General features: G+C 60.6%; 12 protein-coding genes and 1 tRNA gene. 9 read left to right on the plus strand and 4 right to left on the minus strand.

Going from position 1 to position 17333, the window contains the following annotated elements; all coding sequences use genetic code 11:
- Positions 1 to 114: 114 nt before the first annotated feature.
- Entirely contained in the window at positions 115 to 1176 is a 1062-nt protein-coding gene (locus tag AC1DYR_RS04395; protein ID WP_477703994.1) for an aldo/keto reductase, read from the minus strand.
- A gap of 263 nt (positions 1177 to 1439) precedes the next feature.
- Here AC1DYR_RS04395 and AC1DYR_RS04400 point away from each other — a divergent pair, with 263 nt between their 5' ends.
- A complete protein-coding gene (locus AC1DYR_RS04400) occupies positions 1440 to 2105 on the plus strand; it encodes a YiaD family glycine zipper/OmpA-like lipoprotein (RefSeq protein ID WP_477703995.1) in 666 nt (221 codons plus the stop codon).
- Between the two features lie 246 nt (positions 2106 to 2351).
- On the opposite strand, the gene AC1DYR_RS04405 is transcribed toward AC1DYR_RS04400, so the two are convergent.
- Positions 2352 to 4262: an AMP-binding protein gene (locus tag AC1DYR_RS04405; RefSeq protein WP_477703996.1), complete on the minus strand. Its 1911-nt coding sequence runs from the start codon at positions 4260 to 4262 to the stop codon at positions 2352 to 2354.
- 278 nt (positions 4263 to 4540) lie between these two features.
- Here AC1DYR_RS04405 and AC1DYR_RS04410 point away from each other — a divergent pair, with 278 nt between their 5' ends.
- The 8 genes from AC1DYR_RS04410 to AC1DYR_RS04445 all read left to right on the plus strand — a co-directional run bounded on the left by AC1DYR_RS04410 (position 4541) and on the right by AC1DYR_RS04445 (position 14935).
- Positions 4541 to 5476, plus strand: a complete 936-nt coding sequence (locus tag AC1DYR_RS04410; protein WP_477703997.1) for an alpha/beta fold hydrolase — start codon at positions 4541 to 4543, stop codon at positions 5474 to 5476.
- A 74-nt stretch (positions 5477 to 5550) separates the two neighbouring features.
- A protein-coding gene (prfB, locus tag AC1DYR_RS04415) for a peptide chain release factor 2 (protein ID WP_477647881.1) occupies positions 5551 to 6655 on the plus strand; the annotation gives its coding sequence in 2 pieces (ribosomal slippage) (positions 5551 to 5631 and positions 5633 to 6655; 1104 coding nt in all).
- A gap of 68 nt (positions 6656 to 6723) precedes the next feature.
- Positions 6724 to 9447, plus strand: coding sequence for an aminopeptidase N (gene pepN / locus AC1DYR_RS04420; RefSeq protein ID WP_477703998.1), 2724 nt, complete (start codon positions 6724 to 6726; stop codon positions 9445 to 9447).
- A gap of 18 nt (positions 9448 to 9465) precedes the next feature.
- A complete protein-coding gene (locus tag AC1DYR_RS04425; RefSeq protein WP_477703999.1) occupies positions 9466 to 10323 on the plus strand; it encodes a tetratricopeptide repeat protein in 858 nt (285 codons plus the stop codon).
- Between the two features lie 58 nt (positions 10324 to 10381).
- Positions 10382 to 11389 carry a class 1 fructose-bisphosphatase gene (locus AC1DYR_RS04430; RefSeq protein ID WP_477704000.1) on the plus strand — a complete coding sequence of 336 codons (1008 nt, stop codon included), beginning with the start codon at positions 10382 to 10384 and terminating at the stop codon, positions 11387 to 11389.
- A gap of 23 nt (positions 11390 to 11412) precedes the next feature.
- Positions 11413 to 11488 (plus strand) — tRNA-Thr (locus AC1DYR_RS04435).
- A gap of 254 nt (positions 11489 to 11742) precedes the next feature.
- Complete coding sequence (locus tag AC1DYR_RS04440; RefSeq protein WP_477704001.1) at positions 11743 to 13833, plus strand: tetratricopeptide repeat protein; 2091 nt, start codon at positions 11743 to 11745, stop codon at positions 13831 to 13833.
- 196 nt (positions 13834 to 14029) lie between these two features.
- The gene (locus AC1DYR_RS04445; RefSeq protein ID WP_477704002.1) at positions 14030 to 14935 is read left to right on the plus strand and encodes an amino acid ABC transporter substrate-binding protein; all 906 of its coding nucleotides are present in this window, start codon (positions 14030 to 14032) and stop codon (positions 14933 to 14935) included.
- Positions 14936 to 14976: 41 nt separating this feature from the next.
- Here the strand turns inward: AC1DYR_RS04445 and AC1DYR_RS04450 are convergent, their stop codons facing one another.
- Both AC1DYR_RS04450 and AC1DYR_RS04455 read right to left on the minus strand, forming a co-directional pair.
- Complete coding sequence (locus AC1DYR_RS04450; RefSeq protein ID WP_477704003.1) at positions 14977 to 15822, minus strand: DUF2726 domain-containing protein; 846 nt, start codon at positions 15820 to 15822, stop codon at positions 14977 to 14979.
- A gap of 173 nt (positions 15823 to 15995) precedes the next feature.
- A complete protein-coding gene (locus tag AC1DYR_RS04455; protein ID WP_477704004.1) occupies positions 15996 to 17333 on the minus strand; it encodes a hemolysin family protein in 1338 nt (445 codons plus the stop codon).

Raw genomic sequence — 17333 nt, forward strand, 5'->3', positions numbered from 1 at the left:
TCCCTGCCCCCCGAGGGGGCCGCTGCGCCTGCGGCCCGGCAAAGCCGGTTCCGCGGCCCCTGCTTGATTAGGAATGAGCAGCGAACCATGCGCCTCGCACCTTCCGCGATCCAGTCACAGAGCCGGGTCGCGCGATTCCCAGCGAATTTTGTCGATCTCGGCCAGGACCTCCGGCGCCAACGTGGTGCCCCAGGCATCGAGGTCCTCATCCAGCTGCGCGACCGAGGTCACGCCGATGATGGTGCTGGCCACCTGCCACTTGGTATAGCAGAACGCCAGCGCCAGCTGGGTCGGGGTCAGCTTGTTGTCACGCGCCAGCGCGTTGTAGCGCCGTGCGGCTGCCAGTGCCTCGGGGCGGCCCCAGCGTTGTTTGCGCACCGACTCGAATTTGGCGATGCGCGCATCTTTGGGTGCCGCCGGGCCTTCAGTGCCGGACTGATCGTATTTGCCTGTGAGCAAGCCGAAGCCCAGGGGCGAATAGGCCAGCAGCGAGACGCCAAGGCGGTGCATGGTTTCATCGAGGCCGTTTTCCACCGTGCGGTTGACGAGGCAGTATGGGTTCTGCACCGTGGCCACACGCGGCAAACCGTGCTGCTCGGCCAGGCGCACAAACTCGTGCACGCCATACGGGGTTTCGTTGGAAAGCCCGATAAAACGCACCTTCCCGGCTTTCACCAAAGCGCCGAGTGCCTCGAGCTGCTCATGGATCGACGTGGCCGAGCGCTCTTGCGCAGGGTTGTAATACAGCGCGCCAAACGCCGGCACGTGGCGTTCGGGCCAGTGAATCTGGTAGAGGTCGATCACGTCGGTTTTCAGCCGCTTCAGGCTGGCATCGCACGAAGCCAGGATGTCTTTGGCCGTCATGCCGCTGCCGTCACGCACCCAGGGCATGCCGCGCGAAGGGCCGGCTACCTTGGTGGCAAGCACCAGCTTGTTGCGTGCGGAAGGATTTTTGGCGAACCAGTTGCCGATGATGGTTTCGGTCGAACCGCAGGTTTCGGCGCGTGCCGGCACTGAATACATTTCGGCGGTGTCGAGAAAGTTGACGCCGCGCTCCAGCGAGCGGTCCAGGATGGCATGGGACGTCGGCTCACCCACCTGCTCGCCGAATGTCATGGTGCCCAGGCAAATGGGGGTCACGTGAAGGTCGCTGGAGCCGAGTTGAACTTTATTCATGGAGGAGTCACATGTGAGATTGAAGAGGCCGTACAACAGCAAAAACGCTGTGACGGAATTCACGGAATTGACAAAACGGCTAGTTTAAGGTCTCCGTAAACGGCGTGCAGGCGCGCATATCTCGCGCCCTTGTCTTACAACTGCTCACTTTTTGCATGCCTAGTATTCACACACCCGCGCTTTAATGCGCTGCTGATTGACGTGAGACCGACAACCGCTCTCCTTCACTCCGATACCTACATTAACTTTCCGAGGAGCATTTCATGAACAAACTGACCATCACATCCATTACCTGCGCGGCGCTGGCTGCGTTGACCCTCTCTGGTTGCGCCAACATGAGCGAAACACAGCAGGGCACCGCCAAGGGCGCCGGTATTGGCGCCGTAGCAGGTGCGGTGCTGGGTGCGGCAACCGGCGGATCCAAAGGCGCAGCCACCGGCGCTGTTCTGGGCGGTGCTATAGGCGCCGGCGGCGGATATATCTGGTCCAAGAAAATGCAGGACCAGAAAGCTGCGATGGAAAGGGCGACTGTTGGTACCGGTGTGGCCGTCAGCCAGACCACCGACAACCGCCTGAAGCTCGACATCCCGAGCGACGTTTCTTTTGACGTGGGCCGTTCCGCCATCAAGCCGAACTTTGCCCCCATCCTGAACCAGTTCGCCACCAGCCTGAACCAGAACCCGGTGACGACGGTGACCATCATCGGCCACACCGACAACACCGGCTCTGACGCCATCAACAACCCGCTGTCCATTGACCGTGCCGATTCGGCCCGCGACTATCTGGTCAGCCGCGGCGTGGCGCGCACCCGCATCGTGACTGACGGCCGCGGTTCGCGCGAACCGGTGGCGGACAACAACACGCAGCAAGGCCGCGACAAGAACCGCCGCGTTGAAATCTACGTGGCCGAACAAGTCGCCGCGAGGTAAGCACACCCCTGTTGAGGCTCACTTCGTGTAGCCTCCTCTCCCCTTGCAGGGGACGGCGCTAGCGGCCTGGCAAAGCCAGTTCCGCGGCGCCTGCTGGAATGAACTGAACACCCCTGCCGGCGCTCACTTCGTGTAGCGCCACCTCCCCTTGCAGGGGACAGGCGCCTTGGGACTGGCAAAGCCAGATCCCGGCCCCTGCTGGCGAAAAAAAAGCACCTTCGGGTGCTTTTTTTATGGCAGTTCGTACTACGCTTTTGATGCTTTGAAACGCTCTTCCTCTTGCAAGCGCAGCACGCGCCTTTGGACTTTTCCGGTGGTCGTCATCGGCAACGCGTCTATGAACTCAATCTCTTTCGGGTACTCGTACGGCGCCAGCATGGTCTTGACGTGGGCTTGCAGCTGCAGCGTCAATTCATCATCAAATCGGGCTGCACCGCCCTGGTGGCTTGCGCGAGCAGCTATCAAATCAGGAGCGAGCACCACATAGGCTTTCACGACTGCGCCGCGCTCGCGGTCGGGCTTTGGCACCACGGCGGCGTTGGCGACGGCTGCGTGCTTGACCAGGCAGTTCTCGATCTCGCCGGGGCCGATGCGGTAACCGGCGGCCTTGAAGACGTCGTCGGCGCGGCCTTCGTACCAGAGGTAGCCATCGGCATCGCGCCTTGCCAGGTCGCCGGTACGGCACCAGTCGCCGGTGAACTTGCCGCGGGTGGACTCGTCTTTCTTCCAGTAACCCAGAAAGAAGATTGGGTCGGGGTCGCCGTGAATGTCATAGCGGTTGACCGACACATCGCCCGGCACGCCGACTGCGCATTCATTGCCTTCGTCGTCAATCACTGCCACGCGGTGGCCCGGATAGCCTTTGCCCATGCTGCCCGGCCGGGCAGGCCAACCTGCAAACGCCCCCACGCTTTTCACTTCGTGTAATGCGCTGCCCCCCGAGGGGGCTGAGCTTGCTTGGGGCGGCCCGGCGCTGCGCTCGCCATGAACCCTGTTCATGCTGCAGTTGCCCACCACGTAATTGATTTCAGTCTGGCCAAACATTTCGTTGACGATCACACCGAGCTGATCCTTGCAGTACGCAAACACCGCATCGCCCACGGCTTCGCCGGCGCTCATCATGGCCTGCAATTTCAGCTTGAAATGCTGCCGGGGCCGGGGGTAGGCCTTCATCATGGCCTTGAGGGCCGTCGGGAACAGAAAGGTGTGCGTGACGCCCTGTTCCGCCATCAGGCTGAAGGCGAGCTCGGGGCTGAAGCGCCCGTTGAAGGCAACGATGGGCCGGCCGAAGTAGAGGCTGGGCAGCAAGGCGTCCATCAACCCGCCAGTCCACGCCCAGTCTGCCGGGGACCAGAAAACAGCGTCCGACTTTTGATTGGTTTTGCCGTCAAAGCCAAACCAGTTCTGGCTGCAGATGAAGCCGGGCAGGTTGCCGATCAAGGCGCGATGCGGCAGCAGCGCACCCTTGGGCGGGCCGGTGGTGCCGCTGGTGTAGATCAGGATCGCGCCTTCGTCGGCCTTGGTCTTGACGGCGGTGAAGGCATTTTTCTGGGCGGCCAGTGCGCTTGCGTAGTCGAGGTCTCCCTTGCCCTTCGCGGTACCGGCGGCCACCACCGTGCGCAATGCCCGGCAGTTGCCGCGGATGGCATTCAGGCTGTCTATCGAGCTTTCGTCGCAAATGGCCACCACCGCATCGCTGTCCTGCAGGCGATATTCGAGCGCGTCAGGGCCGAACAGCATGGACAGCGGCATGGCGACAGCCCCCATCTGGAACACCGCCATATAGGCCACAGCGGTCTCAAAGCGTTGCGGCATCACGATGGCGACACGGTCGCCGCGCTGTACCCCCAGGCCGGTCAGCACATGGCTCAGGGCATCGGCAGCGCCCTGCAGTTCCGAATAGGTATAAGAAACGGCTGCAGCGCCCGGTTTGTGGGCGCGAACAGCTATTCTTTTTGTAGCACCCGCCGTTGCACCTTCACCCCTGGCCCAGCGGCTGCAACACACTTCAGCGATGTTGAAGTGCTCGTCGACCTGCCAGCGGAAGCCGGCATGCAGCGCTGCATACAGGTCAACCGGTCCACTTTCCGAGGAATTCCTGCCGCCACCGGTCTTGTCGCTGCCTTGACTGCGTTTCGATTCGTGTCTCTTTATCATTAAGAACCTCTTTACGATTTAAACGCGGTCGCGCAAGCCCCTTCTCGGGATGGGATGCAAGGCGCGGCGCGCTGCCCATAGCATAGCTATGGGTTAGCGCCGCAACGCCGCAGACCGCCCGAGAAGGGGCTTGCCCTTCGGGTTGGGGTGAAATCGGGCGATTGAGCCACCCGGTTCCTTGCATGGGCATTAGCCCATCCGGCGGACCCGGTCGGCCTACTCATCCCGATTGCACCCCAACGCGACCCCGTTTAAATCGTAAAGAGGTTCTTAGCCCAATGTACAAAGAAAAACGATCATCACGCAGCGAGTTTGTCCCTATACGCGGGCTCAGCTACCACGTATGGCGATGGGAAAGTACCGCGGCTGCCAACCCCGCGTTGCCGCCGCTGGTTCTGGTGCACGGCTGGATGGATGTGGCAGCCTCCTACCAGTTCATGGTGGACGCACTGTCGGACGCCTTCGTGCAAGGCCGGACCATCATCGCGCCCGACTGGCGCGGTTTCGGGTTGACTGGTTCCGGCCCCGCAGGCAACCCTGCCGACAATTATTGGTTTCCCGATTACCTGGCCGACCTGGACTTTCTGCTTGACCACTATGCGGGCGACAAACCCGTTGACCTGGTAGGCCACAGCATGGGCGGCAATGTCGCCATGCTGTACGCGGGCGTACGGCCGGCGCGCATCCGCAGGCTGGTCAACCTGGAAGGCTTTGGCCTGCCGTCCAGCAAACCCGAGCAGGCGCCGGGGCGTTATGCCAAGTGGATAGACGAACTCAAAAGCCTGCATCGGGGTGAGCTGGAACTCAAAGCCTATGCCGACGTGGCCGGTGTGGCACGCCGCCTGATGAGAACCAACCCGCGCCTGTCCGCCGACAAGGCCGGCTGGCTGGCCAGCCATTGGTCCCGGCAGAATGCCGAAGGGAAATGGGAGATTCTGGGGGAAGCGGCGCACAAAATCACCAGCGCGCAGCTCTACCGCGTCGATGAAGCCCTCGAGGTCTACCGCTGCATCAGCGCGCCGGTGCTGGCCGTCGAGGCGTCCGACGATTCCCTGGCCACCTGGTGGCAGGGCAAATACTCCCTGGCCGAGTACCACGAACGGCTCAAACAGGTGCGCGAAGCCCGTGTCGCCGTGATCCAGGATGCCGGGCACATGCTGCACCACGACCAGCCCGAACAGCTGGCAACACTGATTGAGGGGTTCTTGGCCTGAAAGGCCCTGCATCATGAGAAAATGACGGGTTCAGCCGCCAATGCGGCACTTACCCATTTCAGGACAGAAAAATCATGGACGCAGAACGCATCAACCTCATCAGCAACCAGCTCGTGGACCTCAGCAACCGGGTGAATGAACTTCGGGGGTATCTTTGACTACCCTGCCAAAGAACGAAAGCTGAACGAAGTCAACGCCGCACTGGAAGACCCGAAGGTCTGGGACAACCCCAAACGCGCGCAGGAACTCGGCAGGGAAAAGAAATCGCTGGAAGACGTGGTCCATGTGATCGACCGCCTGAGCGCCGAGCTGGCCGACAACACCGAGCTCTTCGAGATGTCGAAAGCCGAAGGCGACGACGCCGGCATGCAGACGATTGAAGGCGAAGCCGCCAAGGTGGCCGCTGAAGTCGAGAAGATGGAATTCCGCCGGATGTTCAACAACCCGGCCGACCCCCTGCCCTGCTTCCTCGACATCCAGGCCGGCGCGGGCGGCACCGAAGCCTGCGACTGGGCCAGCATGCTGCTACGCCAGTACCTCAAGTACGCCGAGCGCAAGGGTTTCAAGACCACCGTCGAAGACGAATCCCCCGGCGACACCGCCGGCATCAAGGGCGCAACGATCAAGATCGAAGGCGAATACGCCTTTGGCCTGCTGCGCACCGAAACCGGCGTACACCGCCTGGTGCGCAAGTCGCCGTTTGACTCCTCCGGCGGGCGCCACACCTCGTTCGCTTCGGTGTTCGTCTACCCCGAGATCGATGACTCGATTGAAATCGAGATCAACCCTTCAGACGTGCGCACCGACACCTTCCGCGCCAGCGGCGCCGGCGGCCAGCACATCAACAAAACCGACTCGGCCGTGCGCCTGACGCACATCCCGACCGGCATTGTGGTGCAGTGCCAGGACGGCCGCAGCCAGCACAGCAACCGCGACGTGGCCTGGAAGCGCCTGCGTTCACGGCTGTATGACTTTGAATTGCGCAAGCAGCAGGAAGCCCAGCAAAAGCTCGAAGACACCAAGACCGACGTGGGTTGGGGCCACCAGATCCGCAGCTATGTGCTGGACAACAGCCGCATCAAGGACCTGCGCACCAACGTGGAAGTCTCGGCCACCCAGAAAGTGCTGGACGGCGACCTGGATGTGTTTATTGAAGCCTCCCTCAAACAGGGTGTGTGAGGGCGTGTGAGCGCGTGCCTTTCGACGCGCTCCGGAAGTTGTGAAATTTTGATTTTCAGGAATTAACCATGCTGCATATGCTTGACGGAGCGAGCCCCGGCGCCGCGGTGGTCATCAACCGCGCCGACTACGTCGCGCCCGCCTACTGGATAGACACGGTCGATCTGTGCTTTGACCTGGACCCGCAGAAAACGCGCGTGCTCAACAAGATGAGCCTGCGCCGCAACCCGGACGTGCCGGCACAAGCCCTGAAGCTGGACGGCGAAGAGCTCAACCTCTCCCGCGTTCTGGTCAATGGCCAGGGCACCTCCTTCAAGATGGAAGGCAACCAACTGGTGCTGGAAAACCTGCCAGAAGGCACCGAGCCCTTCGAGCTGGAAATCTTCACCACGACCTGCCCCGCCAAAAACACCAAGCTGATGGGTCTGTACGTCAGCAACAACTCCTTCTTCACTCAGTGTGAAGCCGAGGGCTTCAGGCGCATCACCTACTTCCTGGACCGCCCGGACGTGATGGCCAGCTACACCGTGACCCTGCGCGCCGACAAGGCGCAGTACCCGGTGCTGCTGTCCAACGGCAACCTGGTCAGCCAGGGCCCGCTGGAGCCAGGCCCCAACGGCGCGCGGCATTTCGCCAAGTGGGTAGACCCGCACAAAAAGCCGTGCTACCTCTTTGCCCTGGTGGCCGGCCAGCTGGTGGCCCGCGAGCAACGCATCACCTCCCGCGCAGGCAAAGAGCACGTGCTGCAGGTGTATGTACGCCCCGGCGACCTCGACAAGACCGAGCACGCCATGGCCTCGCTGATGCATTCGGTCGCCTGGGACGAAGCCCGCTTCGGCCTGCCGCTGGACCTGGAACGCTTCATGATCGTCGCCACCAGCGACTTCAACATGGGCGCGATGGAAAACAAGGGCCTGAACATCTTCAACACCAAGTACGTGCTGGCCAACCAGGCCACCGCCACCGACGTTGATTTCTCCAACATCGAAAGCGTGGTCGGCCACGAGTACTTCCACAACTGGACGGGCAACCGCGTCACCTGCCGTGACTGGTTCCAGCTCAGCCTGAAGGAAGGCCTCACGGTGTTCCGCGACCAGGAGTTTTCACAAGACCTGTGCGGCGAGGCTTCAGCCCGCGCCGTCAAGCGCATTGAAGACGTGCGTGTGCTGCGTACCGCCCAGTTCCCCGAAGACGCCGGCCCCATGGCACACCCGGTGCGGCCCGACAGCTATGTCGAGATCAGCAATTTCTACACCGTCACCATTTATGAAAAGGGCGCCGAAGTCGTCCGCATGATGCAGACCCTGGTGGGCCGTGAGGGCTTTGCCCGCGGCATGACGCTTTACTTTGAGCGGCATGACGGTCACGCCGTGACCTGCGACGACTTTGCGCAGGCGATTGCCGACGCCAACCCGATGTCGGACCTGGCGCGCCTCTTGCCGCAGTTCAAGCGCTGGTACAGCCAGGCCGGCACGCCGCGTGTGCACGCGCAGGGTGCTTATGACGCGGCGGCACGCACCTACACCCTGACCTTGTCGCAAAGCTGCATGCCCACGGCAGGGCAAGCCGTGAAGGAGCCGTTTGTCATACCGGTCGGCCTGGGCCTGCTGGGCGCAGATGGCCAGGACTTGCCGCTGCAGCTGGCCGGTGAGAGCCAGGCACCTGCCCGCACCCGCACCGTGGTGCTGACGCAGGCCAGCGAAACGCTGACCTTCGTCAACATCGATGCCGAGCCGGTGCCCTCCATCCTGCGCGGCTTCACCGCGCCTGTGGTGCTGGAGTTTGACTACACCGACGCCCAGCTGCTGCACCTGCTGGCACATGACAGCGACCCCTTCAACCGCTGGGAAGCCGGGCAACGCCTGGCAGTCGCCCGCGCTATCAAATCAATAGCTGGTGGCGCAGGCCCCGTAATGGCTGCGGTACTGGATGATGCATATCTTGATGCGATGCGGCAGGTGCTGCGCCACCCCGCGCTGGACTCCGCGTTCAAAGAACTGGTGCTGACGCTGCCGTCTGAGACCTACCTGGCCGAGCAGCTTGACGTGGTGGACCCGCAGCGCATTCATGCAGTGCGCGAAGCCATGCGCCTGCAGCTGGCCACAGCCCTGGCTGCCGACTGGCAAGCCGTGTATGAGACCAACCACGACACCGGTGCTTACACACCAGACCCGGCCTCCTCGGGCCGCCGGGCGCTCGCGGGCATGGCGCTCACGCACCTGTGCCTGGCGGCGCAGGCTTCTGGTGATACCGTCTGGCCGGGCAAGGCCCTGCAGCGCTTCAAGGACGCCGGCAACATGACCGACCGTTTTAACGCGCTGGCCGCGCTGGTCTCCAGCGGCCACGCCCTGGCCGCCGAGGCGTTGCCACTGTTCCATGCCATGTTCAAGGACGAGGCCCTGGTCATCGACAAATGGTTCGGCTTGCAGGCCGGTGCGCCCGACCGCGGCGGCAACATCCTGCCGGCGGTCAAACAACTCATGAGGCATGCCGACTTCAGCCTGCGCAATCCCAACCGCGCGCGCAGCGTGGTCAGCACCTACTGCCAGGGCAACCCGGCTGCGTTTCACCGAGCGGACGCCGCGGGTTATGTGTTCTGGAGCGACCGCGTGATGGAGCTCGACGCCATCAATCCGCAAGTGGCCGCCCGACTGGCGCGTGCGCTGGACCGCTGGAGCAAGCTGGCCGAGCCCTACCGCAGCGCGGCGCGCGAGGCGATTGCACGCGTCGCGGCCAAGACCGATTTGAGCAAGGACACACACGAAGTCGTCTCTCGCGCACTGGCTGACTGAACGCGGACGGCACCCGCCATGGCATTGTTCACATTCAATAACCCCGCACAGCGGTTTGCGAAGAAGTTCAACCCGTTGCGCGACACGGTGTACGACGCCAGCGGCATGTTCAGCGGTTCGCGCATGTCAGCCGACCTGGCCGCGCTGGAGCCCCTGGCCGAGGCCCTGGGCGCCGACTCCGCCGAGATGGCTGATTGGCTGTGGTTGCAGTTCGTGGTGTTCCGCAAACGCCAGCTGGATGCCGAGGGCCTGCCCCTGGGCCTGCGCGCGCTGGCCATCCGCGCTGCCAAGGGCAGCCTCACGCCCACCGAGCGCTACGAACAGCATTACGCCATCGGCGAGTCGGCCCTGGAAGCCGAAGAATATGACACCGCCGTCGAGCACCTTCAGCAGTCGGTCCACTGGGCCTCGCACGAAGGCGCCACCCTGAACACCGAGCAGAAGCTGGGTATCCGCGAGGAGACAGGCTATGCCCTGCACGAGGCCGGCCGTTTCGCCGAGGCACTGGCGCACAACCGACAACTGCTGGCTGATGCACAAAGCGCCTTCGGCTCCGACACGGACAAGCGCCTCTGCGGCCTCATCAACAACCTGGCGCAAAATACCTACGAGCTGGGCGAGCATGCGCAGGCGCAGGCCTGGCTGCAACAGCGCCTGGCGCTGGGCCAGGCCTTGCAGGACACCGACATCTTGCTGGACACCTTGTTCCAGCTCGGCGTGCTCGCGCACGAAACGGACCAGCCCGCCGAAGCGCGCGCCCTCTTCCAGCAACGCGTGGACATTGCCCGTGCGAAGGACGACGAGGACCTGTTGGACGACACCCTGGCCACGCTTGCCGAATTTGAAGAACGCGAACAGCAAGGCGAGCCTGGCTAAGCGCCCGCCCAGCCATACGCTGCCCAAACGAACTATCCCTCAACCGAACGGAGCCCTCATGTCCCAAAAAATCTCTCTCACCCGCTACCTCGTTGAAAAGCAGCGCATGGATGGGCACATTCCGTCGCAGCTGCGCCTGCTGCTCGAAGTGGTGGCCCGCGCCTGCAAAAGCATCAGCCAGGCGGTCAACAAAGGCGCCCTCGGTGGCGTTCTGGGCACGGCCGGCAGCGAGAACGTGCAAGGCGAGGTGCAGAAAAAGCTCGACATCATCGCCAACGAGGTGCTAATCGAGGCCAACGAATGGGGTGGCCACCTGGCGGCCATGGCTTCGGAAGAAATGGACAGCATCTATGTGGTGCCCCACCGCTACCCTCAAGGCGAATACCTGCTGCTGTTTGACCCACTGGACGGCTCCAGCAACATTGACATCAACGCCAGCATCGGCACCATCTTCAGCGTACTCAAAAAGCCCGAAGGCCACACAGGCGTGGAAGAAAAAGACTTCCTGCAGCCCGGCAACAAGCAGGTGGCGGCAGGCTATTGCATCTACGGCTCGCAAACCACCCTGGTGCTGACAGTGGGCGATGGCGTGGCCATGTTCACGCTGGACCGTGAGCAGGGCTCCTTCTTCCTGATCGAGGAGGACGTGAAAATCCCGGCCGATACCAAAGAGTTCGCCATCAACATGAGCAACATGCGTCACTGGGACGCACCAGTCAAGCGCTACATCGACGAATGCCTGCAGGGCCAGGAAGGTCCGCTGGGCAAGGACTTCAACATGCGCTGGATCGCCTCCATGGTGGGGGACGTGCATCGCATCCTCTGCCGCGGCGGCATCTTCATGTATCCTTGGGACAAGCGAGAGCCCGAAAAGGCCGGAAAACTGCGCCTGCTGTACGAGGCGAACCCCATGAGCTGGCTGATCGAGCAGGCTGGCGGTGCCTCGACCAACGGCAAACAGCGCATCCTGGATTTGCAGCCCACCAAGCTGCACGAACGGGTCAGCGTGATGCTCGGCTCCAAAAATGAGGTCGAACGGGTGACCTCTTACCACTCCGGGCTATAATTGAAGGCTGTATTTCATAAAAAGCCGGTGTAGCTCAGTCGGTAGAGCAGCTCATTCGTAATGAGAAGGTCGGGTGTTCGATTCATCTCTCCGGCACCAATTGAAGCCCCTGTTTCGCAAGGAACAGGGGCTTTTTCATATGGCGAGAATGCACTTGAAAAAGTCCGACTCAACTAAAGCGGCCTACGGGTTGCGCACCCGTCTTGTCCGACTGCAAAGTATGCGCGTACTCATCCAGTAATTGCGTGAATGTCCGAGGGGCTCGGAGGCCTGAAGCCCTGGTCTCAGCGGCATCTGTTTACGCACGAAGGGCATGCGAAGATATAAACCTCCCGGAACCAAAAAAAATCAAAATGCTGGAGCAGCTTCTTTCCAACTACATCGGCAATGCCGGCGCTGCCAACGCTCGCGGTGAATACGCCGCCGCCGCCGAGTGGTGCCAACGAAGCCTTCAACTCGCCCCTGACCTGCCTGAAGCCTGGTATCACCTGGGAACCGCATTCGGTGGGATGGGCAGAAAACCTGAGGCGGTAGACGCCCTCGAAAAGGCCCGGGTTCGAACGCTCAATTCGGCGGACGCGCAAAACAGCATCGGCCTGCAGCTGACCGAATTGGGCGCATATCTTGAGGCGGAGCAATGTCTGAATCAAGCGCTGGCACTGGCGCCGGACTATGCTTTTGCCCACTCCAACCTGGGCAAACTCCGGAGCAAACAGAGACGACTGGACGATGCCGAAACGGCCTTCAGGAAGGCAATTGCACTGAATCCGGGTCTGGCTCCCGCCTATGTGAATCTTGGCGGCGTATTGAGTGACCAGAAAAATTACGAGGCCGCTGAAGCCGCCTGCCGCAAGGCAACCGAACTGGCGCCGGATTCAGCCGAGGCCTGGCTCAACCTGGGGGTCGCGTTGAACGGACTGAAGCAGCATGAGGCAGCCGAATCCTCTTACGCGAAAGCGATGGCGCTTGCGCCAAATTTATCGGATGTGTGGATCAATTTAGGGATCACTTTCGATGAGATGAAGCGCTATGAAGCTGCCGCCGATTGTTACAAGCGAGGTATCGAACTGAATGCCAATGCCGAGTTCGTATTTGGTTCGCTGTTGCACGCAAAAATGAAAATTTGCGACTGGCGTTCGCTTGCAACTGATTTACCAAAGTTTTTTCAGGACATTGAGGCTGGGAGGAAAGTCGCCATACCGTTTGGTACATTGGGACTTACAACGGATTTGTCATTACAGGGCAAAGCGGCCACCGTATGGGTCAAAGACAAAGGCCTGGATTCAGCAATCGCCAGCGTCATCCCCAAACACCAGCGACGCGACAAAATTCGGGTTGGATACTTTTCCGCTGACTTTCACGACCATGCAACCATGCATTTAATGGCTGAGTTGTTTGAGAAACACAATCGATCCAGGTTTGAGTTGTACGCCTTCTCATTTGGGCCCGACAGGAGGGACGCAATGAGAGACAGGGCTTTGGCAACTTTCGACGAGTTTCTTGATGTTCGACTCCAATCCGACAAAGCAGTCGTACAACTGTCAAGGGACCTGGAAATAGATATTGCCATCGACCTGAGTGGTTTCACACTTGGAAGCCGGCCAGATATCTTTAGCCTGAGAGCTGCACCTGTTCAGGTGAACTATCTCGTCTATCCGGGAACGATGAGTGCCGATTTCATGGACTATCTGATTGCAGACAAAACAATCATTCCGGAGGCGAGTCAACGGTGGTACAGCGAAAAAATCGTCTATCTTCCCAATAGCTACCAACCAAACGACAGCAAGCGCTTAATTTCCGGCAAGGTATTGAGCCGCGGGGAAGCTGGCTTGCCGGAGACGGGTTTTGTCTTCTGCTGCTTCAACAACAATTTCAAGATTACGCCCGAAATTTTCGATTGCTGGATGCGAATATTGAAGGCGGTGGAAGGAAGCGTTCTCTGGCTTTTTGAGGACAACCCAAAAGCAGCCAGCAACTTGTCTGAAGAAGCATTGCGAAGAGGCGTTGCCTCGGAGCGGCTGATTTTTGCGCAGCGGGTGCCTCCCGCTGACCACCTGGCAAGGCATCGCCTGGCCGACCTGTTTTTGGATACGCTGCCTTACAACGCGCACACAACAGCCAATGATGCCCTGTTGACGGGACTACCCGTATTGACGTGCATGGGCGAATCTTTCGCCAGCCGGGTGGCCGCAAGCCTGCTGCATACGGTTGGCTTGACCGAGCTGATTACCTTGAACATGACGGACTATGAGGCCTCTGCGATTGAACTGGCGACCGTCCCCCGGCGCCTGGCACAGATCAAGGAAAAACTGGCTCGAAACAGGCTGACAGCACCGCTGTTTGACACGCCTTTGTTCGTCAGTCACATCGAGGCGGCTTACTCGGCAATGTATGAGCGCTATCAAAGCGATCTGCCGCCTGCATGCATTTACGTTCAACAATAGTTCTGCAGCGGTCATTGCCGGACTGAAAGCATCCTGGAATCAACAGTGGGTGCGATCCTGGGCCTTTTTAATTCATAACTGCCGATGATTGCAGCGCGATGAGTACCTTGGTCGTATCGGGAAAGCCATCACCCCGTATTGTTTGCGAACCTGGCCCTTTTCCATAAGAATCAAACCCAGCAACAGGGGGATTCGTATGGGGATATTTCCACTTCGTCCTTTTCAACAACGGCTGTTTCCGGCCGTCCTGGCCATAGCGGCGATTGCCGTACCGCAGTGGGCTCAAGCGCAGGCCACGCTGGAGAAAATCAAGAGCCGCGGCCAGATCAATGTGGGCTACCGCGCAAACTCCGCGCCTTTCTCGTCTCACCAGACGGCGGAAAAACCTTTCGGCTACAGCATCGAATTTTGCAAACCCATCATTGAGCGGCTACGCCAGGCCGCCGGCAAGCCGAACCTGCCGGTGCGGTATATCGAAACGTACGTGGACGCCCGCACACGCCTGCTGTCTGAAGGCAGTGTGGATTTGCTGTGCGAGAACGTGACCGACACACCGGAGCGCCGGGCGCGGATGGATTTTTCGACACCGATTTTTATCGAAGCCGTCCAGGTGGCGGTGCGCACCAAGGACAAACTCAGCGCGCTCGACCAACTGCAAGGCAAAAGCATTGTGGGCATTGCCGGCACCACCGTGGTTCCCGCGCTGGAGCTTTACGCACAGCAGCATTCATTGAAGTGGCAACATGCCAAAGCAGTCAACGCGGATGCCGCCCTCGGACAGTTGCAACTGGGCTGGGCGGCAGGGTACGCCCGCGACGGTGTAGCGCTCGCCGCGCAATTGGCGAGCCTGCCCAATGCAGGCGACTACCTGATCCTGCCGGAACGCCTGTCGGTAGAACCTATTGCCATCGCCTACCGCAAGGGGGATGCAGCCATGGGTGACCTGGTCAACGCCTCTATCAAGGAATCCATGCGCAGCGGCGCAGCGCAGGGTTGGTATGAACAATGGTTTTTAAAACCCATGAAACCGGGCGGCAAACCGCTGACAACCGTGATGCCGGCGGAAACGAAGGCATTGTTTGACACCGCGAAAGCAAATTGAGCAACGACTGAAAACCGCAACACCGCTGCGGCTTTAGACGTTCATGCGTTGGTGCCGTTGGGCGTATCCGGCTCTTCCGGTGTGATGAAAGAGTCTTCCCACTGCACAGCAAAATTGTGGTCGGCGTTGTCATGAACAATGCCTGAACCGGTGCTGAGCGGGTCGAAATTGGTGAACCGTATCCTGCGGTTGCGTTCCAGCTTGGCTTGCAGGCTGCTTCGGGCCGCCGCGATGTCCATGCTGGCGACCTTGGGCGCGTCCTCCAGGAGAGTTCCGTTGGCCGCACGCATGGTATCGGGCACGGTGGCCATGATGGCATCGGCGTCGGCATCCACCTCGACCGGCAAGGCCAGGGGAGGCTCGCCGAGCACGGCGGGTTCGTCGTCCGACAGGTCGATTTCTCCGAGGAACGCCGCGCGAACATCTTCCAGGGTGGGTAGGTTGCTCGCACGCACGACGGCGTAGGCAATCCCGCATTCTTCAAACAGCTTGCGCTTGAGGTCGCGGTTGCTGGCCTTGAGCCCCCGGGGACCGGGGACATCCAGGCAACCAATGACGGTTCCATCCGCGGCACATACAGTGAAAGTGCAGTAAACGGTTTTCAGCAATTCAAAGGAACGCTGCCCTTCGGCTTCGGTTCGCGGCGAGACAAAGCGGATGACCGGGACTTTGATCAGGACATGGTGGTCAAAAAAGGCCCGCTGAAGCCAATGCCATACGTCCTGTTCGGCTTCCAGTACCAGTGGTCTTGGCTGCAGGTGCCAATGCGTGGGAAGGCGCCTTTTTTTGCGCGCGGAACGCGCCAGCCAGCCATGGTGGCAGGCTGCTCCCGTCGCCATTGCAGACACCGCCGTCGCAGTGAGCGCCAACACAAAAACATCAAACATGAGTGCCTTAACTTTTTTTCAGTTTAAACACAGCCCCGTTAAGTTACAACTATTTACGTATGAAGGTGTTGTGAAGGCGACTCATGTTGAATCCAATCTACCTAAAAGCGGCCTTTTTTCACATATATATCCCGTTAATACAACTCAAGCGGCCTATTGGAAGAAACAAATATTTACATATTGGAATCGACCGGGATGGGGCTGGCCAGGATCTTGTCGATCCGCTTGCCGTCAAGGTCAAGGACTTCGAAACGCCAGCCCGCGCATTCCACCCGCTCGGCCGTTTTCAGCAACCGCCCCGAAACGCTTTGAAGCAGGCCGGCCACCGTGTTGTAGCGCCCCCGACCTTCCTCGGGTAACTCCCTGATATCCAGACGAGCCTTGAGTTCGGAGACAGGCATGACACCGTCGATGAGCCAGCTGCCGTCCTCCCGCTCGGTCGCCCATGCGTCCATCTGCGCACCGGGCTGCAACTCACCGGTAATGGCCTCCAGCATGTCCATGGGCGTCATGAGACCCTGCACAACCCCGTATTCGTCGACTACAAAAACAATACGTGTGGAACGGGCCCGGAACTGCTCCAGCAGCTCCATGCCCGTGAGCGTTTCCGGCACGAAGACCGCCGGCACCGCGTAAGCACCGATACGATCGGTCACCGAAGGCACTGCACCTGCATCCTGGGTTGATGGCACAGGCTGGATCTGGCCACGCAAGGCCAGCAGCTTGGCCACATTGACTACACCCACCACGTCGTCCAGGCTGCCGCGGCAGACGGGGTACCACGAATGGCCGGTGGCGCCCGCCTTGTCGATGGCCTGGGCAATGGTGTCGGAAGCATCAAGCCACTCGATGTCGGAACGCGGCAGCATCAGTGAAGTGAGCAGGCGGTCGTCCAACAGAAACACGTTCTGCACCATCTGGTGTTCATGCTCCTCAATCAGACCGGCGTCCACCCCCTCCTCCAGGCTGGCCGCGATCTCTTCTTCGGTGACGGCCCGGCCGGCGCTGTTGTCGATGCGCAGCAGCTTGAGTACCGCCAGCGTGCTGATGGACAGCAGCCTGACGAAGGGTTTGAAGCCCGTCGCCACCCACATCATGGGCCTTGAAACCAGACGTGCAACGGTTTCCGGATAGAGCTGCCCGATGCGTTTGGGCACCAGTTCGCCAAAGACGATGGTGATGAAGGTGATGACTGTCACTACCAGCGCGGTAGCGGTGATCTCGGAGACGCGCGGCCGCACGCCGAAGGTCTGGATCCACGCCGCCAGGCCGCTGCTGAAGGCCGCCTCGCCAATAATGCCGTTGAGCATGCCGATAGAGGTGATGCCGACCTGTACCGACGAAAGAAACTGCGTAGGGTTGTCCAGCAACCCCAGCGCGGCCTGCGCGCCCTTGTCGCCGGATTCGCCCATGGCCGAGAGCCGGGCTTTGCGGCTCGAAGCCAGTGCCATCTCTGACATGGCAAACACACCGTTGAGCAAGGTCAGAAAAGCAATCAGGAAAAAGTCCAT

This window comes from Polaromonas sp. P1_F9 (assembly GCF_056405615.1).